This window comes from uncultured Veillonella sp. (assembly GCF_934230905.1).
Lineage (GTDB): Bacteria > Bacillota > Negativicutes > Veillonellales > Veillonellaceae > Veillonella.
This window is the reverse complement of sequence record NZ_CAKQFJ010000014.1, coordinates 1-21,834: the sequence shown is the minus strand read 5'-3', so window position 1 is coordinate 21,834 and position 21,834 is coordinate 1. Positions and strand designations below refer to the sequence as shown.

Genomic DNA, 21,834 nt, shown 5'->3' with positions numbered 1-21,834 from the left:
TATCGCGACCTGCGGATTTAAAAGGGCCTTTCTTCGCCGGACGGTTCTAGAAACCAGAAAGGATGTAATGAACAATCAAATTTTCCTATCAACATCAAATATTCGTGGTGCTTTTGGTGCCTTTTTTATTCCTGGTATGTATACTGCCTTATGGGCTGGGTTTGTACCATACTTAAAAGCAAAACTTAGCATCGGTGAGGATGTATTAGGTTCCATGATTTTGTTGCTCGGTGTAGGTTCTTGTTTATCCATGGCTATAGCTGGCAAGCTTGTAGAGAGTTTTGGGTGTAAGCGAGTCGTTTTATTGGCTAGTTTTATCGGTATGTTATCGCTTGCGATTGTTACCATGTGTTCTACAATTATGACAACGACAATCGCGTTGTTCTTTTTTGGTATTGGCGTGGGCCTTAGTGGTGCTTCTGCTAATTTGCAAGCTATTTTAACGGAAAAGATAAGTAAAAAGCATTTAATGGGTGCTTATCACGGAGGTTGGAGCCTAGGTGGTTTTGCTGGTGCCGGTGTATTGCTTGTTCTCTTAAAAATCTTATCTTTACCTGTTAATGAAAGTATTTGGGGCCTTCTCATCATACTCTTTATTGCGATGATCGCGGTTAGTCAATTTATGTTAACCTTTGGTAGTGATCCGAATGCAAAGGTTATGAAGAAGTCTAAAAGCCCATTGTCTTTCCATCCGATTGCTATTATTTTTGGCCTTTTATCTTTTGTGTCTTACTTGGTGGAAGGTGCTGTAGGTGATTGGAGTGCATTGTATCTCCATGAAGATAAAGCCATTGTTATTCAAGAAGCTGTAATGGGAGTTATGTTTTTTAATGGCACCATGTGTGTTGGTCGCTTGTTAGGTAATACACTGGGGAAACATATAACATCAAAACAAGTTGTTGTCGGTGGTTATCTTTTAGGCGCTGTTTCCATGGCTCTTATTGTGTTATTACCAGGCTATGCATCGATGTATTCTTATCTATTACTTGGTATTTCGCTGGCTATGGTAGTACCCAATTTGTTCTCTGCTATGGGTGAACAAAATGTCATTCCTATGACACAAGCTGTAGCCACATCTACTATGCTCGGCTATATGGGGATTTTAATGGGGCCTGCATTGATTGGTTTTATTGCGCATGCTAGTAGTTTAACAGTTGCATTTATAGTTCTTACTATATTACTTATTATTAGTGCAGGTATTGGTAAATATGCATATTATATAATGAATAAAAATTGTATAACAGAAGAGTAAGTTACTGTTTTAGCTATTGCCTCTATAAAAAGAAGAGCGGCTATGATTCAAAAGAATCGTGGCCGCTCTTGGTATGTTAGCAATCGATTAACGATCGCCATTAAATATGGAGTTTTTAACGAGTACGTAGTCTACTTTACGGATAGCTTGTAACGTAGTGCCACCAGCATAGGAGATAGCAGATTGTAAATCTTGTTCCATTTCAATTAATGTATCGAAAATGGAGCCTTTAGAAGGAATGAAGATTTTTTTACCTTCTACGTTTTTGCGTTCACCTTTTTGGAACTCAGAAGCAGAACCAAAGTATTCTTTTACAGCTTGGCCGTCAACAATTTTTTCTTCACCAGGGGATTCTTGGTGACCAGCAAATAGAGAACCAATCATAACCATAGTTGCACCAAAGCGGATAGATTTAGCGATGTCACCGTGATCACGAATACCACCATCTGCAATGATTGGTTTTGTAGCTGCTTTTGCACACCAACGTACTGCTGCTAATTGCCAACCACCTGTACCAAAACCAGTTTTTAATTTAGTAATGCATACTTTACCAGGGCCAATACCTACTTTTGTAGCATCTGCACCTGCATTTTCAAGTTCACGAACTGCTTCAGGGGTACCAACATTACCAGCGATAACAAATGTATCTGGTAAATTCTTTTTAATATATTGAATCATATTAATAACCGCATTAGAATGACCATGTGCGATATCGATTGTGATATAATTAGGAATAAGATTAGCTTTAGCTAATTCATCAACTAATGTGAATTCTTCTTCTTTTACACCAATAGAAATAGAAGAATATAAGTTTTTCTCTTGCATACGTTTTACGAAGTCAAGACGGCGTTCAGGTTGGAAACGATGCATGATATAGAAATAGCCTTTTTTCGCTAGTTTTTCAGCTAACTCTTCATCAATGATAGTTTGCATGTTTGCAGGAACTACAGGCAATTTAAATGTACGATTACCTAGTTTTACATGAGTATCACATTCGCTACGGCTATTTACGATACATTTGTTAGGAATCAGTTGTACGTCTTCATAATCAAAGATGTTAGTTGTATTAATCATAGTTTTCTATATCTCCTTTGAGGTATAATAAATTGAACCTGTACTATTATACTGAATTTAATTTAAATTTTCAATACATTCCGAATATTAAAAAGCCTTATATAGTTATTCCATAATTTTATAGGTTGATTGTCTGTACATTTTCTGTATGTCAGAAGTTTACATATTTATAGTAGGAGGTCATTTCAATGGGTCACTCTAAAACACGCATGATAGCAGAAGCCGGTGTAGCAATTGCTATTGCACAAGTATTATCTTTTATTACATTATTTCATATGCCACAAGGTGGTTCTATTAAGGCCGCTTCGATGGTACCTCTCATGATTTTTGCATATCGTTGGGGTGGTACGCGTGGTATTTTAGCTGGTGTTGTATATGGCGTACTTCATTTCTTGCTCGGATTTAAGTCATCTATCCATTACCTTAGCATCATTTTAGATTATCTTGTTGCCTATGGTGTTATTGGTGTTTGTGGTTACTTTAAAGATAATGTTACAGGACTTGTAAGTGGTTCTGTTATAGCGATTGTTCTTCGTTGGTTAGCATCTGTAACGAGTGGTGCAGTTGTATTTGCTAGTTATGCACCACAAGGTCAAAATCCATGGATTTACTCTATGATTTATAATGCATCCTACATGATACCTGATGGTATCATTAATATCATTGTATTGTTGTTTGTTTATCAAGGCGTAAAAAGAGGGTTGAAACGCGGTGCTTAATTTAGGCGTAATTATATTGGCTGGTGGGTTAAGTTCCCGTATGGGGTATCCTAAGGCTCTATTGCCATGGGTAAATGGTGAAAGTCTTATTTCTCATGCATTGCGCAATGCGTTAAACCATGATGTAAAAGAGGTGCTCATTTCTATCGGTGATGATGATGTACTTCGTCAAGCTATTCAAGCGGATATTATTGATACATTATCGAATAAAGGAAAAGAAAAAGTTTCTATTGTTCGGGATTCTGTTGCGAGATGTGGCCCTTTAGGTGGATTGTATAGTGCTTTATCTGTAGGAAACAGTCACGCATATGCAGTGTTGGCTGTAGATATGCCATTTATGGATTTTAATTTATATTATGATTGGTTATATCAAGTAGAGGACGATAATTGGTTGAGTATTGTTCCTGTTGGTGAAAATGGACGTTATGAGCCTATGGCTGGGATATATAAACCATCTATTACACCTCTATTACAAACTGTTTTAGCTGGAGAAGATGTATCTTTACATCATGCCATAGATGTTGTGGGCCACATGGTAACTATTAGTACAGTTGACTACAGTTACTATTTGCGCAACGTAAATCATATGGAAGACTATCAATGGGCACGAGCTGAGGCTGTTAATGCTAATCGTCTTGTTCCACTTATTAGCGTGGTTGCTGAAAAACGTAAAACAGGTAAGACGACAGTAGTAACACGGTTAGTTAGTGAGTTACAACGAATTGGTTTATCTGTTGGCGTTGTAAAAAGTGATAAACATGGCTTTCACATGGACTATGAAGGCACCGATACAGATCTTGCTATGAATGCAGGCGCCACAGCCGTAGCCATTGCAGGCCCAACGGAAACGGCGATACGTATTCGCACTGAAAAGCAATCTAACCTGTATGATTTGGTACAGCAATTACCTGTAGATATTGCTATACTAGAAACGAGAACGCAAGGTATATTTCCGATAGTAGAGGTAACCCGAGAAGGGTATACAGAATCGCTGATATCTAGTGATATAGAACGAGTAGGTACCATAGAGGTTACTGATTTAGATGAATGCATACCAGATTTAGTATGTCGTATACAAAGTATGATGAGGAATATAGATGATAGCCGTTACTGTTGATGAGGCCCTTCATTTGTGGAATGAGGCTTTACGAGAACAACATCATAAAATCGAGTCTATTGCTGTTGGTGATGCAAAAGGCTATATAGTAGCTAACGATGTGTTAGCACCTACCGATGTACCTGCCTTTCATAAATCAGCTATGGATGGGTACACGTTAGCATATGATCCTAATTGTAATGACTATATCGTTGATGGTATTATTGGTGCTGGCGTTGTATGGGATAAGCCGGTAACAACTGGTCATGCAGTACGTATTATGACAGGTGCGCCAGTACCAAGTGATTGCGATACTGTTATCATGCAAGAACAGGTACAAGGCATTGGTGAAGTAGGGTCTATAATTACTATACAAGGCACACAACAAAAGGGGAGCCATATTATCCCACGAGGTGAAGAATGCTCAGCAGGGACTGTTGTTATACCAAAGGGAACAGAAGTAACTGCTACTGTGCAGACTATTTTGACTGGTTTAGGTTTTACCAATGTTTCTGTGTATGCGATGCCACGTATTTTGGTTCTTACGTCAGGCCATGAAGTGATTGAACCTGGTGAACCATTAGTGGCTGGAAAAATCTACAATTCTAATCGCATGATGATTTGTAGTTTACTCGAGGATTTAGGATTTCAGTGTATCACACACTATCATGTAAGTGATCTACCGGATACATTGGACGCAGAAATAGATCGAGTCCTAGCATTGAGTGAACAAGCGGATATTATCATTAGCTCTGGTGGAGTATCTGTTGGTATGTTTGATACAATGCCGTTGATCTATGAAAAATTAGGAGCTAAGACTTTATACGGACGTATCCAAATGCGTCCAGGTGCAGCCTCCTATGGGGCCGTTACGCCTAAAGGTCAACTTATCTTTGGCTTATCGGGTAATCCCGGTGCAGCCTTTAATGGTTGGCACTTACTAGTGGTGCCTACATTACGTAGATATAAAGGCATTAAAAATTGGAGTACGCCAGTACTTAATTGTGTGATGGACTGTGAGGTATCTAAACGCAATGCCTTTGATCGCTACGTACAAGGCAAAGTGATATTCGGTGATGGACAACCACGTTTTGTAGCTAATCGTCATTTTAATAGTAGTAGCATGTTAGGGTTATATACTGTGAACGCGTTGGCATGTATACCTCAAGGTGTGCATGAGGTACATGAAGGGGATATTTTTAAGGTTTATTTATTAGGTATCTTGCCGACAATATAATAAATCACAAAGGGGCTCATAGACGAGTCCCTTTTTTATTAGTACAGGCCTGTACTGATTTGAGAAATAGTATGTATCTGGTTGACACTATGGTAGAACAAGTTTTATTTGGCCCTTGGACAAAGGATGAATATGATTTGTTAGCAATTGGTCGGACTCAAGAGAAGGCTTTGCGTAAGCAATTGAATTATGGAGTGTAGGTAATAATGGAGTATCTAGACTATACATATAAGCACAATTATATAGAGTTTAGTAGCAGTATATATAGGGTTGGTACTTATACTTACAATTGGCACGGAGGAACAGAGATTTTTATTCTCTTAAAGGGTCGTGTCGAGATGCGTTGTAATGATGAGACTTTTACGATGGAACCTCTTGATGTTGCCATTATTTCACCTCAGGTGGGACATTCAATACTAGCGCTTGAAGATGATGTGATTGCCTTTGTTGTTCAGGTCGGTAATGAATTTTATCAACAGTATGATCCGAATTTTGGTATGTATGAGTTTGTTATTCGTTCCGATGTGAGCACACGTCATAATGAATTTTTTACGACCTTACGCCATCATGCGGCCATGACGATGTTGTTAATGAATAAAGGGGAAAACCCAATTTATCGTATGTGGATAGAGCATCATTATTTGGCTTTAGTGGGGGATGTATTTAGAGAATTTGATCCAGTTAAAAAAGTTCATGAAAATGCGAGACCTGGTGATATTAAACCGGCTACCTTTGATAAAATGATTGAGTATATCGACGAACATTATCAACAAAAGTTAGAGCTAGAAGATATTGCGAGAATAGGTGGCTATAATGTGGCCTATACATCACAATTCTTTAAACGGCAAATGGGCATTTCTTTTGTGGACTATGTGTTGCGGTTGAGACTGCGAGATGCTACGACACAATTAACTAGTACGGATGAGGCTATTGCAAGGATTGCAAGTGGTTGTGGATTTGCAGATATTAAGGCCTTTAATATAGCTTTCAAAAAGCATTTTCATATGACACCAACAGAATATCGGAAGCAAGTAAAAGAGATCGGTCGGAAAACGATAGTACAAGATTCGAAGAAAATTATTTCGGTTGAAAATCAAGATGTACTAGACCTATTACATTCCTTTTTAGCCTATGAAGATGACGCTAGAGCAAAGGCTGAACTAGAGTTTATGAGCCATAAGCTAGAATCATTAAAATCGAAGCTTGCTGATGTAGTAAAGGATTTATAATGTATCTTGTTATATAGATAGCGATTCTATTTTCTTAACAGGAATATTGTAAGTAATATATTTGGGTTATATATAGAAATATTAGAATTAGGTGATTTTCTATATATTTAAAATTTGGATAAAGTATCAAAAGGCACTATAGTCGATAGTTAGTGCCTTTTTTGTATAGGTGAATATATAGAATTATAGTTGTACATAATAAGAAAAAATAGAAAAAACCTATAGGTTTTGCATGATTTTACTAAAAAAAACTATCTTTTAATTTGGATAGTTATATTCTCCAAACTGAGTAAAATATACTTCATCAGGAGTAAAAAAATTAGTAAGTTATAATTTTGGAGGATATATGAATCGAGTTAAATTTATGGAAAATGTAGGTAAAGTTGCAACTGTTACTGCTGTAGCTATGTATGTGTCTTACTTCCCACAAATCATGCATAACTTAGCTCATCCAGGCACAGGCGATTGGATCCAACCATTAGTAGCAGCTATTAACTGCACATTATGGGTAGCATATGGCTTGTTCAAAGAGCATAGAGACATTCCAGTAGCATTAGCCAATGCCCCAGGCATCTTCTTCGGTTTAGCAGCAGCGATTACGGCTCTTATGTAATTTTGAATTAAGCTGCTATTGACCATTGTTAAAAATATATATCATAATAAATGCATCCCTTAGATTAATAAGGGGGGCATTTTTATGTGAATAAGAGAGGTTTTTATGGTTAATAGTACTGACTCTATTAGCGTATATAGACAAATTATTAATGCTGTTGTGAGTCCTAACTTATGGTTACCATACTTTCAAGTTAGAGGAACTTTTAGAGGTTCTATAAAAGCTGTTGTGTTTTATATAGTATTGATGCTACTTATTATGACTATTGGTAGTATAAGTGTTAATTTATTAAAGCCTGAATCTACAACAACATTCGCGGAACTTTTAATTAATCCTACTCTTGCAATGAATATTGCAGGTTCATTTGTAACTTTTATCGTTATGTCTGTTGTATTCGTACCTATCTTTTTGTTGATAGCAAAAGGGGCCGATGCAGCATTGACATTAAAACGAGTTTTTATGGTTTATTTTTATGCCTATGCTGAAATATTTTTAGTTAAGAGTGTAGAGTTATTTATTTTTTCGCTTATGTCTGTTTTGGTATTAACAAATATTGTTAATATGGTTTTTGCAGGAGCAGTAATTCTAGGGACAACATTAACCTGTGGACTTTTACAGATATTGTTATTTTTAAAAACGTTTAGGACTGTTCTTGATATTCCGTATTTGACAATAGTAGTAGCTGGTGGGATTGGTGGAGGTATTTCTATATTTACATTATATCTATTAGGGAAAATTGGTTTTTAAAATATGATATTCAATAATTATTATTTGATTTTCTAGGGAGCATGTAATTCTTATGGATTATTTCTACTACACCTATAAACATAATCATATAGATTTTAGTAGCCATATATACAAGGTTAGTACGTATCATTATAATTGGCATGGAGAAACGGAAATCCTTATCTTGTTAAAGGGCCGTATTGAGATGAGCTGTAATAGTGAGGTTTTTACAATGGAACCTCTCGACTCTATCATTATTTCCCCTCAAGTGGGACATGCTACGTTGGCATTAGAGCAGGATACGACGGCATTGGTTATTCATGTAGGTAAGGATTTCTTTCAACAATTTGATCAGAACTTTGGGATGTATCAATTTGTAGTACGTTCAGATGAAACGAATCGCCACAATTCATTCTTTACATCCTTGCGTCATCATGCGGCTATGATGATGTTGTTGAGGGCTGATGGTGAAAGTTCGGCTAATCGCTTATGGCTGGAGCATCATTATTTGTCATTGGCTAGTGATTTATATAGTAAGATTGATGCGGTTAAGTCGATTCATGGTAAGCCTGTTGAAATGACGGTAGCTACCTTTGATAAGATGATTGCCTATATAGATAAAAATTATCAGCAAAAGATTGAATTAGAAGATATTGCCCAAATCGGTGATTATAATGTGAACTATACATCTCAGTTCTTTAAACGCCAATTAGGTGTTTCCTTCTTAGAATATGTGTTGCGCTTGCGATTACGCGAGGCGACCGTCCGATTGGCTAACTCCACAGATAGCGTGGCATATATAGCTAGCGATTGTGGATTTGCAGATATAAAGGCTTTTAATGTGGCTTTTAAAAAGCATTTTCATACAACTCCTTCTGAATATCGTAAGCAGGCAAAAGAGATGGGGCGTAAGACTAAGCTGCATGATTGGAAGGAAATTATTTCCACTCAAGAACAAGATATTATAAGAACACTAGAATCTTTCGTTCCTTATCACGATGATCTGCAATATAAGGTTGAATTAGATAAGGCAAATCAAAAACTTAAAGCGGTTACAACACAGCTTGAGAATGTTGTTAATTCATTGAAAGCCTGATTTAGATAGTTTTGGTATCCTTTTAAGCATAAATAATGTAGAATTCTATAACTAATTTGGAATGTATATACAATCATTAGGTATAGGTGAATTTGTATATGGTATAATTCTATAAGAATAAATGGTAAAAGAGCGCTACTTTTTGATAAGTAGTGCTCTTTTTGATATTTTTGTATAGGTGTAATTGTATATTTTAGATGGGTGAAAATATAATCATATGGGTGATTTTGTATGAATTTGTCGTGCTTTTACCATCAAAAATCAACTTATAAATTGGATAGTTATATCCTGAAAAAAGAGTAGAATGAAATCATCGAAAGGAGCTAAAGCTCCAAAGCAGAAATGATTATAAAGTTCTAAATAATAAAGTCCATTTGGAGGTTTACGATGAGTACGAAAGAACAACAAGTACAAGAAATGACAAATGTCATTGCTAAGTTCATTGCTTATGTAGCAAAAAAATTACCTGATGATGTAGAAGCTAAAATTAAAGAGCTTGCTGCAGATGAAAAAAATCCATTGGCGAAAACAATTTATGAAACAATGCACAAAAATATGGATCTTGCTTATGAATTGAACCGTCCATCCTGCCAAGATACAGGGGTATTACAATTTTGGGTAAAGGTTGGTTCTAATTATCCATTGATTGGTGAGCTGGAAGAAATTTTGCGCAATGCTACATATCAAGCTACACAAGATGCTCCACTTCGTCATAACTGTGTAGAAACATTTGATGAATTCAATACGGGTAAAAATATTGGCCGTACAGCACCTTATATCACATGGGATATCGTACCTGGTCGTGATGATGTAGAAATCTTCCCATATATGGCTGGTGGCGGTTGCTCTTTGCCCGGTTCGGGTAAAACATTGATGCCAGGTGAAGGTTATGAAGGGGTAGCTAAGTTCGTACTAGACTTGATGACAAGTTATGGCTTGAATGCGTGTCCTCCACTTTTAGTAGGCGTAGGCATTGCCACATCCATCGATACAGCCGCTGTTATGTCCAAAAAGGCTTTGATGCGTCCTGTTTCCTCTAAAGCTGATAATGAAAAAGCAGCGTACATGGAACAACTACTAGAAGACGGTATTAATGCATTACATCTCGGACCTCAAGGTATGGGTGGTGATAAATCCGTCATGGGCGTTAACATCGAGCATGGTTCTCGTCATCCATCTGTAATTTCTGTAGCTGTAAACGTTGGTTGTTGGAACCATCGTCGCGGTCATGTAGTATTTGATAAAGACGGTAAGTACGAAATTTTATCTCATAAAGGAGTGACATTCTAATGGCTAAACATATTTTGACAACACCAATTCAAGCATCTGATCTTGAAGGTATCAAAGCAGGGGATATTATATATTTAAATGGTCACATTACAACATGCCGTGATGTAGCTCATCGTCGTCTTGTTGAATATGGCCGTGAGTTACCTGTAGATGTTCGCAACGGTGCTATCCTACATGCAGGTCCAATCGTACGCGATCATGGAGATGATACATTTGAAATGATTTCCGTAGGTCCTACAACATCTATGCGTATGGAAAAATTCGAGTACGAATTTGTGAAACAAACCGGTGTGCGTCTTATTGTTGGTAAAGGTGGTATGGGGCCTGAAACAGCACGTGCATGTAAAGACTTTGGTGCATTGCACTGCGTATTTCCAGCTGGTAATGCCGTACTTGCTGCTACAGAAGTAGAGGAAATCGAGTCTGCTAACTGGCGTGAACTCGGTATGCCTGAAACATTATGGACTTGCCGTGTTAAAGAATTTGGTCCGCTCATCGTATCCATTGATGCAGAAGGTAATAACTACTTTGAAAATAAAAAAGTAGAATACAATGCGAAAAAAGAAGAAGTGTTAGAAGAAATCTATAAACACGTAAGCTTCATTAAATAATCTCATTGTGAGGATTAACTTAATAGGGGGATTATCCGCAAAAGAAGCATTGGTACACCCTGTATCAGTGCTTCTTTTGTATTTAAAGTGATGGTTAATGAATTTTATCCAATGCACTTATTAGATAGTTTACTAATTTTGTTAGTGATTAGTATTAGACATAATCTATACTTTCACATATAATAGAAAAAGTAACAAATGTACAAATATACATTCACAGTAGACAAAACAAGTGTGTATGAGGAGGAATTATGCTTACCGATATTGAAATAGCTCAACAAAATAAGATGGAAAAAATTCAGGTTATCGCAGATAAATGTGGGCTTACGCCTGATGATATAGAACAATATGGCCATTATAAGGCAAAGATTTCTTTCGATGCTATTAAACGATTAGAAAATAAAAAAGATGGGAAATTAGTCCTCGTCACAGCTATTACACCAACGCCAGCAGGGGAAGGAAAATCAACGACTTCTATCGGTTTGGTACAGGCGTTAAATAAAATCGGTAAAAAGGCCATTGCAGCTCTTCGTGAGCCATCTTTAGGTCCTGTATTTGGTATTAAGGGGGGCGCTGCTGGTGGCGGTTATGCACAAGTAGTGCCAATGGATGATATTAATCTTCATTTTACTGGTGATATGCATGCTATTACAGCGGCGAATAATTTGTTGTCCGCTATGATTGATAATCACATTCATCAAGGGAATGAGTTACAAATTGATTTACGTCAAATTTCTTGGACTCGTGTGCTCGATATGAATGATCGTGCTTTACGTAACGTGACTGTTGCAATGGGTGGCAAGGTGTGTGGTTTTCCTAGAGAAGATCACTTCATGATTACGGTTGCTTCTGAAATCATGGCAATTTTGTGCTTGGCTAAAGATTTAGAAGATTTAAAGGCCCGTTTTGGTCGTATCGTTATCGGTCCAAATCTCAAGGGTGAGCCTGTGTATGTGCATCAACTTGGTTGTGAAGGGGCAATGGCTCTTCTTATGAAAGATGCAATAAAACCAAATCTTGTACAAACCCTGGAGCATACACCGGCTATCGTACATGGCGGTCCATTCGCTAATATTGCTCATGGTTGTAACTCTGTAGTAGCTACAAAATTAGGTATGAAACTTGGTGATATCGTAGTGACAGAAGCTGGTTTCGGCGCTGATCTAGGGGCAGAAAAGTTCCTCGACATTAAATGCCGTTATGGCGATATCTTCCCAAATGCTGTTGTCATCGTCGCTACATTGCGCGCTCTTAAAATGCATGGTGGTGTGCCAAAACAAGAGTTAAATACGGAAAATGTAGAGGCTGTAACAAAGGGCTTCAGCAATTTGCGTAAAGCTATTGAAAATATGCGTTTCTTCGATGTACCTGTGATGGTTGCTATTAACAAATTTGTTACTGATACGGATGCAGAAATTACTGAGTTAACACATTTGTGTAATGACTATGGTGTACCGGTAGAGCTCAACGAATGTTGGGAAAAAGGTGGCGAAGGTGGTATCGACATGGCGAAACGCGTTGTGGAACTCGTGGAAGGTAGCGTGCCAACACCTAAATTTGTATATGAATTAACAGATAGCATCGAAGATAAAATCGGTAAGATTGTTCGTACCATTTACGGCGGTGATGGTGTTACATTTGGTGCAAAGGCGAAAAAACAAATCGCTCAATTAAAAGAGTGGGGGCTAGATAACTTACCAGTATGTATGGCGAAAACTCAATATTCTTTGTCTGATAATCCAGCATTATTGGGGGCGCCAACAGGATTTACAATCAATGTAACTGACATCCGTGTTGCTAATGGAGCAGGATTTCTAGTATGCCGCACCGGTGATGTGATGGTAATGCCAGGTTTACCTAAGCGCCCTGCTGCACTTAATATGGATATTGAAGCGGATGGCACTATTAAAGGATTGTTCTAATTAATATGTTATGTTGATTGACATAGTATACAGAGGGGGCAATGGCCCCCTTTGTTATTGAGGAGTATATATGGATTTATTGACGAGTTCTGTAAAAGATTTGGTAGCGGCAACTGCCTCCAAGGAACCTACACCAGGTGGCGGTGCTATTGCAGCATTGACGGCAGCTATGGGGGCAGCATTGGCTGAAATGGTAGCGAATCTCACCTTTAATAAAAAAGGGTATGAAGATGTGCAAGAGGATATGCATCTGTTACAACAAAAAGCCGAAAGTATTCGTGAAAAAGCACTTTCACTAGCGCAAGCAGATGCAAATGTATTTAATTTATTTATGGATGCTTTGGCATTATCAAAACATACGGATGAAGAAAAAATGGCACGTACGGCTGCTATTCAACAGGCTTATAAGGATGCGGCTAATGTACCTTTAGAAATTGGTATGATTAGTTATGAAATCTTTGATCTTGCTTATCTTGCATCTACAAAGGGAAATCAAAATCTCATTACTGATGGTATTATTGCAGCTATTAATGCGCGGGCAGCGGTAAAGGCGGCATTTTTAAACGTGCGTATCAATATAGCTAGTATTAAAGATGAATCCTATGTGGCTGAGTTGAAAGCGCAAATGAATCAAATTGAATCTGAACTAGATGAAAAGGAAGCATCCATTTTAGCCTTGTACAAATAAATGGACGATAACATACTTTTACAAGGGTAATGTTCGGAAAATATAAAAATAGGAAGCCTTAGAAAATAAAATTTCTAAGGTTTCTCTTTTTCTATTGTTAAAATCCGAATAATAACGTAAAATATAAGTGTAATGTTTGTAGTTTAGAAAACAGGAGACCATTATGTCAGAACAAAAGAATACTGTTGACACTATGTTGCCAATACCTAAACTGTTTGCTTATGGCTTACAACACGTATTAGCAATGTATGCTGGTGCTGTAGCGGTACCAATCATTATTGCGCAAGCTATGAATTTGCCTGTAGAGGATTTAATTCGACTTATTACAGCAGACTTATTTACTTGCGGGATTGCCACACTTATCCAAACAATAGGGTTTGGTAATATTGGTGGTCGCATACCGATGATTCAAGGTGTAACCTTTGCCTCTGTTGGTCCTATGGCCATGATTGGCGCTCAACATGGTATGACTGCTATTTATGGTGCTATTATTATAGCGGGTATTTTTACATTCTTAGTGGCACCATTTTTTAGTCGTTTGATTCGTCTATTCCCACCTGTTGTAACAGGTACCATTATTACAATTATCGGTATTAATCTAATGCCTGTAGCCGTTAATTGGATGGGCGGTGGAGTAGGAAATCCGCAGTTTGGTAGCCTTACTAATATAGGATTAGGATTCCTTACATTCTTAATTGTTATTTTTACTTATAAATTTGCTAAAGGTTTTCTTGGTAATCTTTCTGTTTTAATTGGGCTTATTGGTGGTACTGCCATTGCTTTTGCAATGGGGGTAACTAATTTTGCTGAGGTTGGCAAAGCTCACTGGATAGCTATGATTGAACCATTATACTTTGGTATGCCAACATTTGATTGGGCATCTGTACTTTCCATGGTAGTCGTTATGCTCGTTGTTATGGTTGAAACAACTGGTGATAGTATTGCTATCGGTGAGATTGTAGATAAAAAAATCGGCCGTAAGGAGTTGGCGTCCATTATCCGTGCAGATGGTATTTCTACTGTTATTGGCGGTATTCTTAACAGTTTCCCTTATACTGCATTTGCTCAAAATGTAGGACTTATTGCTGTAACACGCGTTAAGAGTCGCTTTGTAGTAGCTGCATCTGGTGTGATATTGATTTTATTAGGCTTGTTCCCTAAATTGGCTGCCGTTGTAGCAAGTATTCCTAATGCGGTACTTGGTGGTGCGGGTATTGCTATGTTTGGGATGATTATTGCTAGTGGTATCCGTTCTCTTGGAAAAGTTAATTTCGACGGAAATCAAAATTTGATGCTCGTTGCTATTAGTATCGGTGTATCCATGATTCCTATTGTGGCACCAACATTCTATGCACATTTTCCTGCATGGGCTCAAATTATTTTGAAATCTGGTATTACCTTTGGTAGTATCATGGCAATCATGCTTAATCTATTGCTCAATGGCGTGAACAAGGGTGATGAATTCAAAGAAATGGGGCGTCGTTAATCGACTTCTATACTATTAATACTAAGGACTCTACTTGTAATGAGTAGAGTTCTTTTTTTGAAAGTATTAATCTTGAAAAAGTGACTAAATTCACAGGGGTTATACCTATATACTATGGTATAATAAATTGATAAAATTAGATAATTTGTTCCCATAAGAAGGGAAGGCGTTTATGGCTGAAGGTAAGATTATTGCCATCTCGATTAGTGAGAAAAAAGGGCAAAAGAAACATAATATTGAATCTGCTAATCTCATTGTAGATTACGGTATGGAAGGCGATGCACACGCAGGTAATTGGCATCGTCAAATTAGCTTGCTCGGTATTAAGAGCATTGAGCATATGCGTGAAAAAGGCGCCGATGTGAAACCTGGCGATTTTGCTGAAAATATTACTGTTGAAGGCATTGTGTTGTATGATTTACCGGTAGGAACTAAGCTACAATTAGGATCTGATGTGTTACTAGAGGTAACACAAATTGGCAAAGAATGTCATCACGGCTGCGAAATTATGAAACAAGTCGGATCTTGTATCATGCCTACGCAAGGTATTTTTGGTAAAGTTCTAAAAAATGGTACAATTAATGTAGGCGATGATGTAACCATTATTAAATAAAATTGTAAAGAGGTGTACTATGAAGGACGCATGGGGCCGAACAATTGAATATGTACGTCTGTCTTTGACAGATGCGTGCAATTTTTGCTGCCCTTACTGCAGACCGACAGAGATTACACCACAGAGTCAAATGCAGCTGTTATCTGTAGATGAATGGATGACGATATTGGGGGCTTTTCATCGGGTAGGCGTGAAGGCGGTACGCCTTACAGGTGGAGAACCATTACTATATCCTCATATTGAGGAGTTGTTAATGCGTGTTAACAAAACAGGCTGGTTTGAAGATATATCCATGACTACCAATGGTAGTTTGTTGTCGCCTCGGGCTGCTAGATTAAAAGAACTTGGCTTGAATCGCGTAAATATTAGCTTGGACTCTCTTGATAGAGAGGCCTTTGCATTATGTGTGGGTAAAGCTAATCAACTTGATTCAGTATTAGCTGGGATTCAAAGTGCTATTGATGCGGGCTTTACTTCTGTTAAAATCAATACTGTTTTGTCACGTCACTGGACGGATGATGAGGTCCGTGCTTTGCTAAATTATGTGGAAACATGGCCGGTCATTTGGCGTTTTATCGAATATATGCCGTTTCAAGGTGATACATTTCATGGACCAACGTTTGATGAATGGAAGGCTCAGTTAGAACGTGTGAGTGGTGGCCCTCTTACAGAAAATCACGGAATATATGGATTTGGACCTGCTACGTATTATAATTTACCGAGTGGCAAGGAAATCGGGTTTATATTCTCTATGTCCCATAGTTATTGTGATACATGTAATCGTGTTCGTCTTACCTCAGATGGTCAAATGCGTCTATGTCTTTTACGTGATGATGAGGCTGATTTAGTATCTCTTGTACGAAGAGGATTAAGTGAAACTGAACTTGCTAGTCATATTGAATGGGCTTTACAACATAAACAAGAACGTCATGATGGGGTAACGATGGATCAACCGGAACGTCCTATGTGGCGCATCGGAGGATAATGGGATGGGGTTTTTTGATTTTTTTAAACCAAGAAATAAAGAACATGTAGAATCCTGTTGGCCTGGTGGTAAAATGCTGCAAGTTCATATGGAATATGACACACAGAATCTTATATTTACCTATTTAGGTCGCTATGGATTACAATTTAGCGTGCCTAAGACTGATGTAACAGACATTATTGTGAAAGAAGTAAGTCGTACCCATAGCATCATTCAAATTTACCGCGGCGAGGCATGTGTGGGTACCACGGATATCATCCCTACAGAGGCTTGTGAAACGATAAAGGATTGGATGTTACAATTCTGATAGGCTATAAAAATAATGGATATATTTTATAGGAATGTAATAAATATTCTTTACATTCCTATAAAATAAGCATATAATAATTCATGTCATGGACCACTAGCTCAGCTGGCAGAGCACCTGACTCTTAATCAGGGTGTCCAGGGTTCGAACCCCTGGTGGTCCACCAAAATAAACCCGCACTACGGTGCGGGTTTTTCTTTTGAGGAGTGTTATAGCTAATTATTAGGGGATTTATATGAAACTAGAAGATGTTATGACAACACAAGAGGCGGCAGAACGTTGGAATGTTACCGCTGATTCTCTTAAACAAAACTGTAGAGGTCGTGTGAAAAATGGATTTTTAGAAGGGGAATTTAGAAAATCGGGAAAAATGTGGCTAGTGACCAGACAAGGGATGGAGCGCTTATATGGTGAGGAGATACACGATATATGAATTTATTTTAATAGATAATTGTCATAGACAATAAATTAGTGATAGCGTATGATTAAAATTAATAGTATTTTTCATTAGGAGGCTTAAAATGGCAGTAGATGTAGCTAGAACACAAGATGTATATAAAGATGCGGGTCAAAGTGTCAATTTCACAACATTATTATTAAATCGTAAAGATCGAGATGCAGAATTAGAAGTTATTCAAGATATGGCTGATCGTATTCAAGCCATTAAACGCTCTGTTAGTATTCGTGCTAATGGCGAAGGCTTGGGTATCGCTTTTGGCTTTAGCCGTAAAGCATGGGATTATTTATTCCCTAATGCACCTGTACCAAAAGAGTTAGAAGACTTCCAAGGTATTAAAGGTGATAAACAAGACGTGCCAGCTGTAGCGGCTGATTTGTTCTTACATATACGTTCCAATAATGAATCTGTTACATATACTGTAGTGGATCAAATCATGGAATTCTTGCGTCCTATTACATCTGTAGTTGATGAAACTCATGGTTTTCATTATGAACAAGGTCGTGCTATTATCGATTTCGTTGATGGTACGGAAAATCCTGTAGGCCAAGAAGCAGTAGAGTGGGGCGTTATCGGTGATGAAGATCCTGAATTCACTAATGGGTCTTATGCATTTGCACAAAAATATGAACACGACCTTGATGCTTGGCGTGCACTTCCTACAGAAATGCAAGAAAAATTCATTGGCCGTCGTAAATTCAGCGATATTGAATTAGACGATGATGAAAAAGATCCAGCAGCTCACAATGTAGTAGCTCAAGATAATCGCGATGACGAAGAACATAAAATCGTTCGTATGAATGTACCATTTGCACAACCTGGCCAAGGTGTGCGCGGCACATATTTCATCGGCTATGCTCGTTACTGGGATGTAACGAAAACAATGCTTACAAACATGTTTACACAAAACGATAAATTGCTTGATTATTCTAAACCTATTACAGGTATGCTTTTCTTTATTCCATCCCTTGATACATTGGATGCCATAGCAGAAGGTGAATTATAATCGTTGTAAGTTTATAATAAAAGTCATGATAAAATAATATGCAATAAAATCTATAGAAAGCGCCCTTTTTGAGGCGCTTTTATGCTATAATTATAGAATATTATATATTCCATAGAATTTTAGTTTGTAGAGGTTGCCCATGAATTATACAAGTACACGTGGCACTGTTGCCGTAAATGAAACATATGCATTATTACATGGTTTAGCTGAGGATGGCGGTTTATATGTACCTGCTTTATTTCCAACGAATTGCTTAAGCTATAATGACGTTAAAGACAAATCCTACCAAGAGGTAGCAGCTGTTGTATTAGCAAAATTATTTCCTTGTTTTTCCGAAGCGCATCTTAAGGAAATGATTAACTCTGCTTATTGTGATGCAAACTTTAGCACGCGTGATATTGCACCTTTACATTCTTTACTTGAAAAGGTGTCTGTATTGGAATTATTTCATGGTCGTACACAAGCGTTTAAAGATATGGCGCTTTCACTATTCCCATATTTATTGGTAGCCGCAAAAGAAGCGGAAGGGGAAGATAAAGAGGTTCTTATCCTAACAGCTACATCTGGTGATACAGGTAAAGCGGCTCTTGAAGGCTTTAAGGATGTACCAGGCACTCATATTCAAGTGTTTTATCCAACTGATGGTGTTAGCCCTATGCAAGCAGAACAAATGCAGAAACAAGAAGGTGCTAATGTTAACGTAACTGCTATTCATGGTAACTTTGATGATGCTCAGCAATTCTTAAAACGATTGTTTGTTGATACAGAAACTGCAAAAGAGGTTGCTGAAAAAGGTGTTATGTTCTCTAGCGCAAACTCTATTAATATCGGTCGTTTGGCTCCACAAGTTGTATATTATGTGAATGCTTATGCTGAACTTGTTGCACAAGGTGCTATTCATGAAGATGAAGCCTTCAATGTGGTGGTTCCGACAGGTAACTTTGGCAATATTTTAGCTGCTTACTATGCTAAAAAGATGGGGATTCCTATTGGTAAATTGATTTGTGCATCTAATCAAAATAACGTGCTTACTGATTTCTTTAATACTGGTACATACGATATGAATCGCCCGTTCTATACGACGATTTCACCATCCATGGATATCCTTGAATCCTCTAATTTTGAACGTTTCTTGTACTACATTTCTGGTGAAGATAGTGAAAGAACAGCTCAATGGATGAAAGATTTGAAAGCAACAGGTAAATTGTCTGTTAACGAAGAAGAATTTAAACGTGTACAAACCAATTTTAGTGGTGCCTATGTAAATGATGAGGAAACAAAGGCTATTATTGAACAAGTCTATAATTCCTATGGTTATTTGATGGATCCTCATACAGCTGTTGCAATGGGTGCTTATATGAAAGAATTAGAAGCTCACCCAGAAGATGGTGCTAGACATACGATTATCGCATCTACGGCACATCCATTTAAATTCCCAACACCGATTTGTGAGGCTCTTGATATCAAGGTTGGTTCAACACCTTATGAAAGCTTAGATAATATTTCTGCTGTAACCGGTGTGGCATTTCCTAAACAATTAGCTGCATTAAAGTCTAAATCATTGCGCTTTACAAAAGCTATTGACAAAGAAAACATGAAACAAGAGATTCTTGATTTTGTTGATACATTTTCGAAATAATACGATACCGCCTTTCTGTTGAAGGGCGGTATATCTATATATAGAACGCGTGCAATACTAGTAACTGAAAGGGGATATAATGGTAAAAAAAGGTTTGATTTATGCACTTTTATCGGCACTTTTATTAAGTACTATGAACTTATTTGTTAAGATGTTAGGATCTAATATTCCATCTGGGGAAATTGCGTTTTTTCGTGGATTATTTGGTACTGTTGCAGTTCTTATTGTTATGTATATGAAGGGCATCCGTTTTTCCACAGAGGATAGAGGTTTACTCATCATGCGTGGGCTTTATGGCGGTTTTGGCATGGTTTGCAACTTTATCGCTTTGGTACATATGAAAATGTCTGATGCTACTATATTGTTTCAAACATCGGGTATTTTCGTATTTATTTTTAGCGCTTTTTTCTTAAAGGAACGCGTTCCTAAAGGTGCTGGTAAATGGCTGATCTTAATCTTTATAGCTGTAATGGTTATGGTTAACCCATTTAGTTATGGCGGATTTACCTGGTATGCTTTAGTAGCCATCTTAGGTGCAGCATTATCTGCTGCTGCGTATACTACCATTCGATCTATTAGCAAGCATGGTAAACATAGTAATTTTGAAATTATGGCTTATTTTTTGATCACAGGTATGATAGCAGGCCTTGTAACAACCGATGGATTTGTGATGCCTCAAGGCCAAGAATGGCTTATTATAACTGCTATTGGTGCTATTACAGTAGTAGCACAGTTTTTCTTGACGGGTGCTTTTGTTACAACAAATGCAGTAGTAGCTCAGTTTTTACAATATGTAGGTGTATTTATTAGTTCTTTCTATGGGTTCTTGTTCTTTGGTGAAAACTTAACTATTGAAACGGTAGGGGCTGGTATTGCTATGTTTGTGGCTTCTGTTATGTTGGCGCGGTTGAAAGAACAAAATGGTCCTATACGTGAAGGTAAGATTATAGAAGCAAAAACAAAATAGTCATATAGTATATCTTTAGCGTTTAAAGATATAGCAAAGGTGTCATTGTCTATAAGTATTTATATAGACAAATGGCACCTTTTTATACATTATGAAAATATGATGATAAATACATTAAAAATATTCAATTAACTATATCGAAAATTCTTGACATAGGAGTTTTTTTCTTTTATGATTAATGAGGTTAATTTTTCCGGACGATTTTAAATGTGAGTAGGAGTTAGACATGAAGGAATTTATCAAAGAGTTTAAAGAGTTCGCTTTCAAAGGGAATATGATGGACCTCGCTGTAGGTATGATTATTGGTGCAGCTTTCACCGCATTAGTGAATTCTGTAGTTAGTAATTTGTTCATGCCTTTGATCAGTTTGTTCACAGGTGGTATTGATTTCAGCAATTTATATTTGCCATTGAGTGAAGCATCTAAGGATGCATTTATGAATGGTGCTGATATTGCAACAGCTCGCGCTGCCGGTGCTGTATTGCCTTACGGTACATTCATCACTGACCTTATTCAATTCTTAATCTTAGCATTCGTTGTATTCTTGATGATTCGCGCGTTGACGAAGTTGATGCAAACTGCTAAAAAAGAAGCTGAAGAAGCACCAGCAACTACAAAAGAATGTCCATTCTGTAAAACAGAAATCAATATTGATGCAGTTAAATGCCCTAACTGTACTTCTGATTTGAAATAATCAATTTATTAAGATAGAGTTCTAGAATGATATGTACCCCCTTTACTGGACAACCAGTAAAGGGGGTATTTTCATGAGATATAATTATGAATTTAAAAAGAAAGCTATTGAGTTATTCTACCAAGGC

General features: G+C 37.4%; 22 protein-coding genes and 1 tRNA gene. 22 read left to right on the top strand and 1 reads right to left on the bottom strand.

Translation table 11 applies throughout. From position 1 onward, the window contains the following. Positions 1–67 precede the first annotated feature (67 nt). Positions 68–1,252 carry an MFS transporter gene (locus Q0E20_RS05290; RefSeq protein ID WP_295997341.1) on the top strand — a complete coding sequence of 395 codons (1,185 nt, stop codon included), beginning with the start codon at positions 68–70 and terminating at the stop codon, positions 1,250–1,252. An 87-nt stretch (positions 1,253–1,339) separates the two neighbouring features. On the opposite strand, the gene Q0E20_RS05285 is transcribed toward Q0E20_RS05290, so the two are convergent. After that, on the bottom strand, positions 1,340–2,326 hold the full coding sequence (locus tag Q0E20_RS05285) for a GMP reductase (RefSeq protein ID WP_295997339.1): 987 nt from the start codon (positions 2,324–2,326) through the stop codon (positions 1,340–1,342). 188 nt (positions 2,327–2,514) lie between these two features. Between Q0E20_RS05285 and thiT the strand changes: the two genes are divergently transcribed. From thiT to mscL, 21 genes are all read left to right on the top strand, one after another. Beyond that, entirely contained in the window at positions 2,515–3,045 is a 531-nt protein-coding gene (thiT, locus tag Q0E20_RS05280) for an energy-coupled thiamine transporter ThiT (protein ID WP_295997337.1), read from the top strand. Beyond that, a complete protein-coding gene (locus Q0E20_RS05275; RefSeq protein ID WP_295997331.1) occupies positions 3,038–4,162 on the top strand; it encodes a molybdopterin-guanine dinucleotide biosynthesis protein MobB in 1,125 nt (374 codons plus the stop codon). Before thiT ends, Q0E20_RS05275 begins: the two co-directional genes overlap by 8 nt. Further along, on the top strand, positions 4,143–5,378 hold the full coding sequence (locus tag Q0E20_RS05270; protein WP_295997328.1) for a molybdopterin molybdotransferase MoeA: 1,236 nt from the start codon (positions 4,143–4,145) through the stop codon (positions 5,376–5,378). The genes Q0E20_RS05275 and Q0E20_RS05270 overlap by 20 nt, the downstream gene beginning before the upstream one ends. Positions 5,379–5,584: 206 nt before the next feature. Then, a complete protein-coding gene (locus tag Q0E20_RS05265; protein ID WP_295997325.1) occupies positions 5,585–6,607 on the top strand; it encodes an AraC family transcriptional regulator in 1,023 nt (340 codons plus the stop codon). 346 nt (positions 6,608–6,953) lie between these two features. Further along, entirely contained in the window at positions 6,954–7,220 is a 267-nt protein-coding gene (locus Q0E20_RS05260) for a SemiSWEET family transporter (RefSeq protein ID WP_295997323.1), read from the top strand. Positions 7,221–7,325: 105 nt separating this feature from the next. Next, positions 7,326–7,967, top strand: a complete 642-nt coding sequence (locus tag Q0E20_RS05255) for a hypothetical protein (RefSeq protein ID WP_295997320.1) — start codon at positions 7,326–7,328, stop codon at positions 7,965–7,967. A 52-nt stretch (positions 7,968–8,019) separates the two neighbouring features. After that, on the top strand, positions 8,020–9,042 hold the full coding sequence (locus Q0E20_RS05250; protein WP_295997316.1) for an AraC family transcriptional regulator: 1,023 nt from the start codon (positions 8,020–8,022) through the stop codon (positions 9,040–9,042). Between the two features lie 387 nt (positions 9,043–9,429). Further along, a complete protein-coding gene (ttdA, locus tag Q0E20_RS05245) occupies positions 9,430–10,332 on the top strand; it encodes a L(+)-tartrate dehydratase subunit alpha (protein ID WP_295997312.1) in 903 nt (300 codons plus the stop codon). Then, complete coding sequence (ttdB, locus tag Q0E20_RS05240) at positions 10,332–10,943, top strand: L(+)-tartrate dehydratase subunit beta (RefSeq protein WP_295997309.1); 612 nt, start codon at positions 10,332–10,334, stop codon at positions 10,941–10,943. Before ttdA ends, ttdB begins: the two co-directional genes overlap by 1 nt. A 251-nt stretch (positions 10,944–11,194) precedes the next feature. Then, complete coding sequence (locus tag Q0E20_RS05235) at positions 11,195–12,865, top strand: formate--tetrahydrofolate ligase (protein ID WP_295997305.1); 1,671 nt, start codon at positions 11,195–11,197, stop codon at positions 12,863–12,865. 70 nt (positions 12,866–12,935) lie between these two features. Then, complete coding sequence (locus Q0E20_RS05230) at positions 12,936–13,553, top strand: cyclodeaminase/cyclohydrolase family protein (protein ID WP_295997303.1); 618 nt, start codon at positions 12,936–12,938, stop codon at positions 13,551–13,553. A gap of 163 nt (positions 13,554–13,716) precedes the next feature. Further along, positions 13,717–15,039 carry a nucleobase:cation symporter-2 family protein gene (locus Q0E20_RS05225; protein WP_295997300.1) on the top strand — a complete coding sequence of 441 codons (1,323 nt, stop codon included), beginning with the start codon at positions 13,717–13,719 and terminating at the stop codon, positions 15,037–15,039. A 172-nt stretch (positions 15,040–15,211) separates the two neighbouring features. Next, entirely contained in the window at positions 15,212–15,652 is a 441-nt protein-coding gene (locus Q0E20_RS05220; RefSeq protein ID WP_295997297.1) for an MOSC domain-containing protein, read from the top strand. A gap of 19 nt (positions 15,653–15,671) precedes the next feature. Beyond that, positions 15,672–16,637, top strand: coding sequence for a GTP 3',8-cyclase MoaA (gene moaA / locus Q0E20_RS05215; RefSeq protein ID WP_295997294.1), 966 nt, complete (start codon positions 15,672–15,674; stop codon positions 16,635–16,637). A 4-nt stretch (positions 16,638–16,641) separates the two neighbouring features. Further along, the gene (locus Q0E20_RS05210) at positions 16,642–16,944 is read left to right on the top strand and encodes a hypothetical protein (RefSeq protein WP_295997291.1); all 303 of its coding nucleotides are present in this window, start codon (positions 16,642–16,644) and stop codon (positions 16,942–16,944) included. A gap of 90 nt (positions 16,945–17,034) precedes the next feature. Then, positions 17,035–17,110 (top strand) — tRNA-Lys (locus Q0E20_RS05205). Between the two features lie 69 nt (positions 17,111–17,179). Next, the gene (locus tag Q0E20_RS05200; RefSeq protein ID WP_295997290.1) at positions 17,180–17,377 is read left to right on the top strand and encodes a helix-turn-helix domain-containing protein; all 198 of its coding nucleotides are present in this window, start codon (positions 17,180–17,182) and stop codon (positions 17,375–17,377) included. Between the two features lie 88 nt (positions 17,378–17,465). Beyond that, the gene (locus Q0E20_RS05195; RefSeq protein WP_295997287.1) at positions 17,466–18,407 is read left to right on the top strand and encodes a Dyp-type peroxidase; all 942 of its coding nucleotides are present in this window, start codon (positions 17,466–17,468) and stop codon (positions 18,405–18,407) included. Positions 18,408–18,546: 139 nt separating this feature from the next. Next, entirely contained in the window at positions 18,547–20,046 is a 1,500-nt protein-coding gene (thrC, locus tag Q0E20_RS05190; protein ID WP_295997284.1) for a threonine synthase, read from the top strand. 79 nt (positions 20,047–20,125) lie between these two features. Continuing rightward, positions 20,126–21,013 carry a DMT family transporter gene (locus Q0E20_RS05185; protein ID WP_295997282.1) on the top strand — a complete coding sequence of 296 codons (888 nt, stop codon included), beginning with the start codon at positions 20,126–20,128 and terminating at the stop codon, positions 21,011–21,013. A gap of 226 nt (positions 21,014–21,239) precedes the next feature. Further along, positions 21,240–21,707, top strand: coding sequence for a large conductance mechanosensitive channel protein MscL (gene mscL, locus Q0E20_RS05180; protein WP_295997279.1), 468 nt, complete (start codon positions 21,240–21,242; stop codon positions 21,705–21,707). The last annotated feature ends 127 nt before the right edge of the window (positions 21,708–21,834 follow it).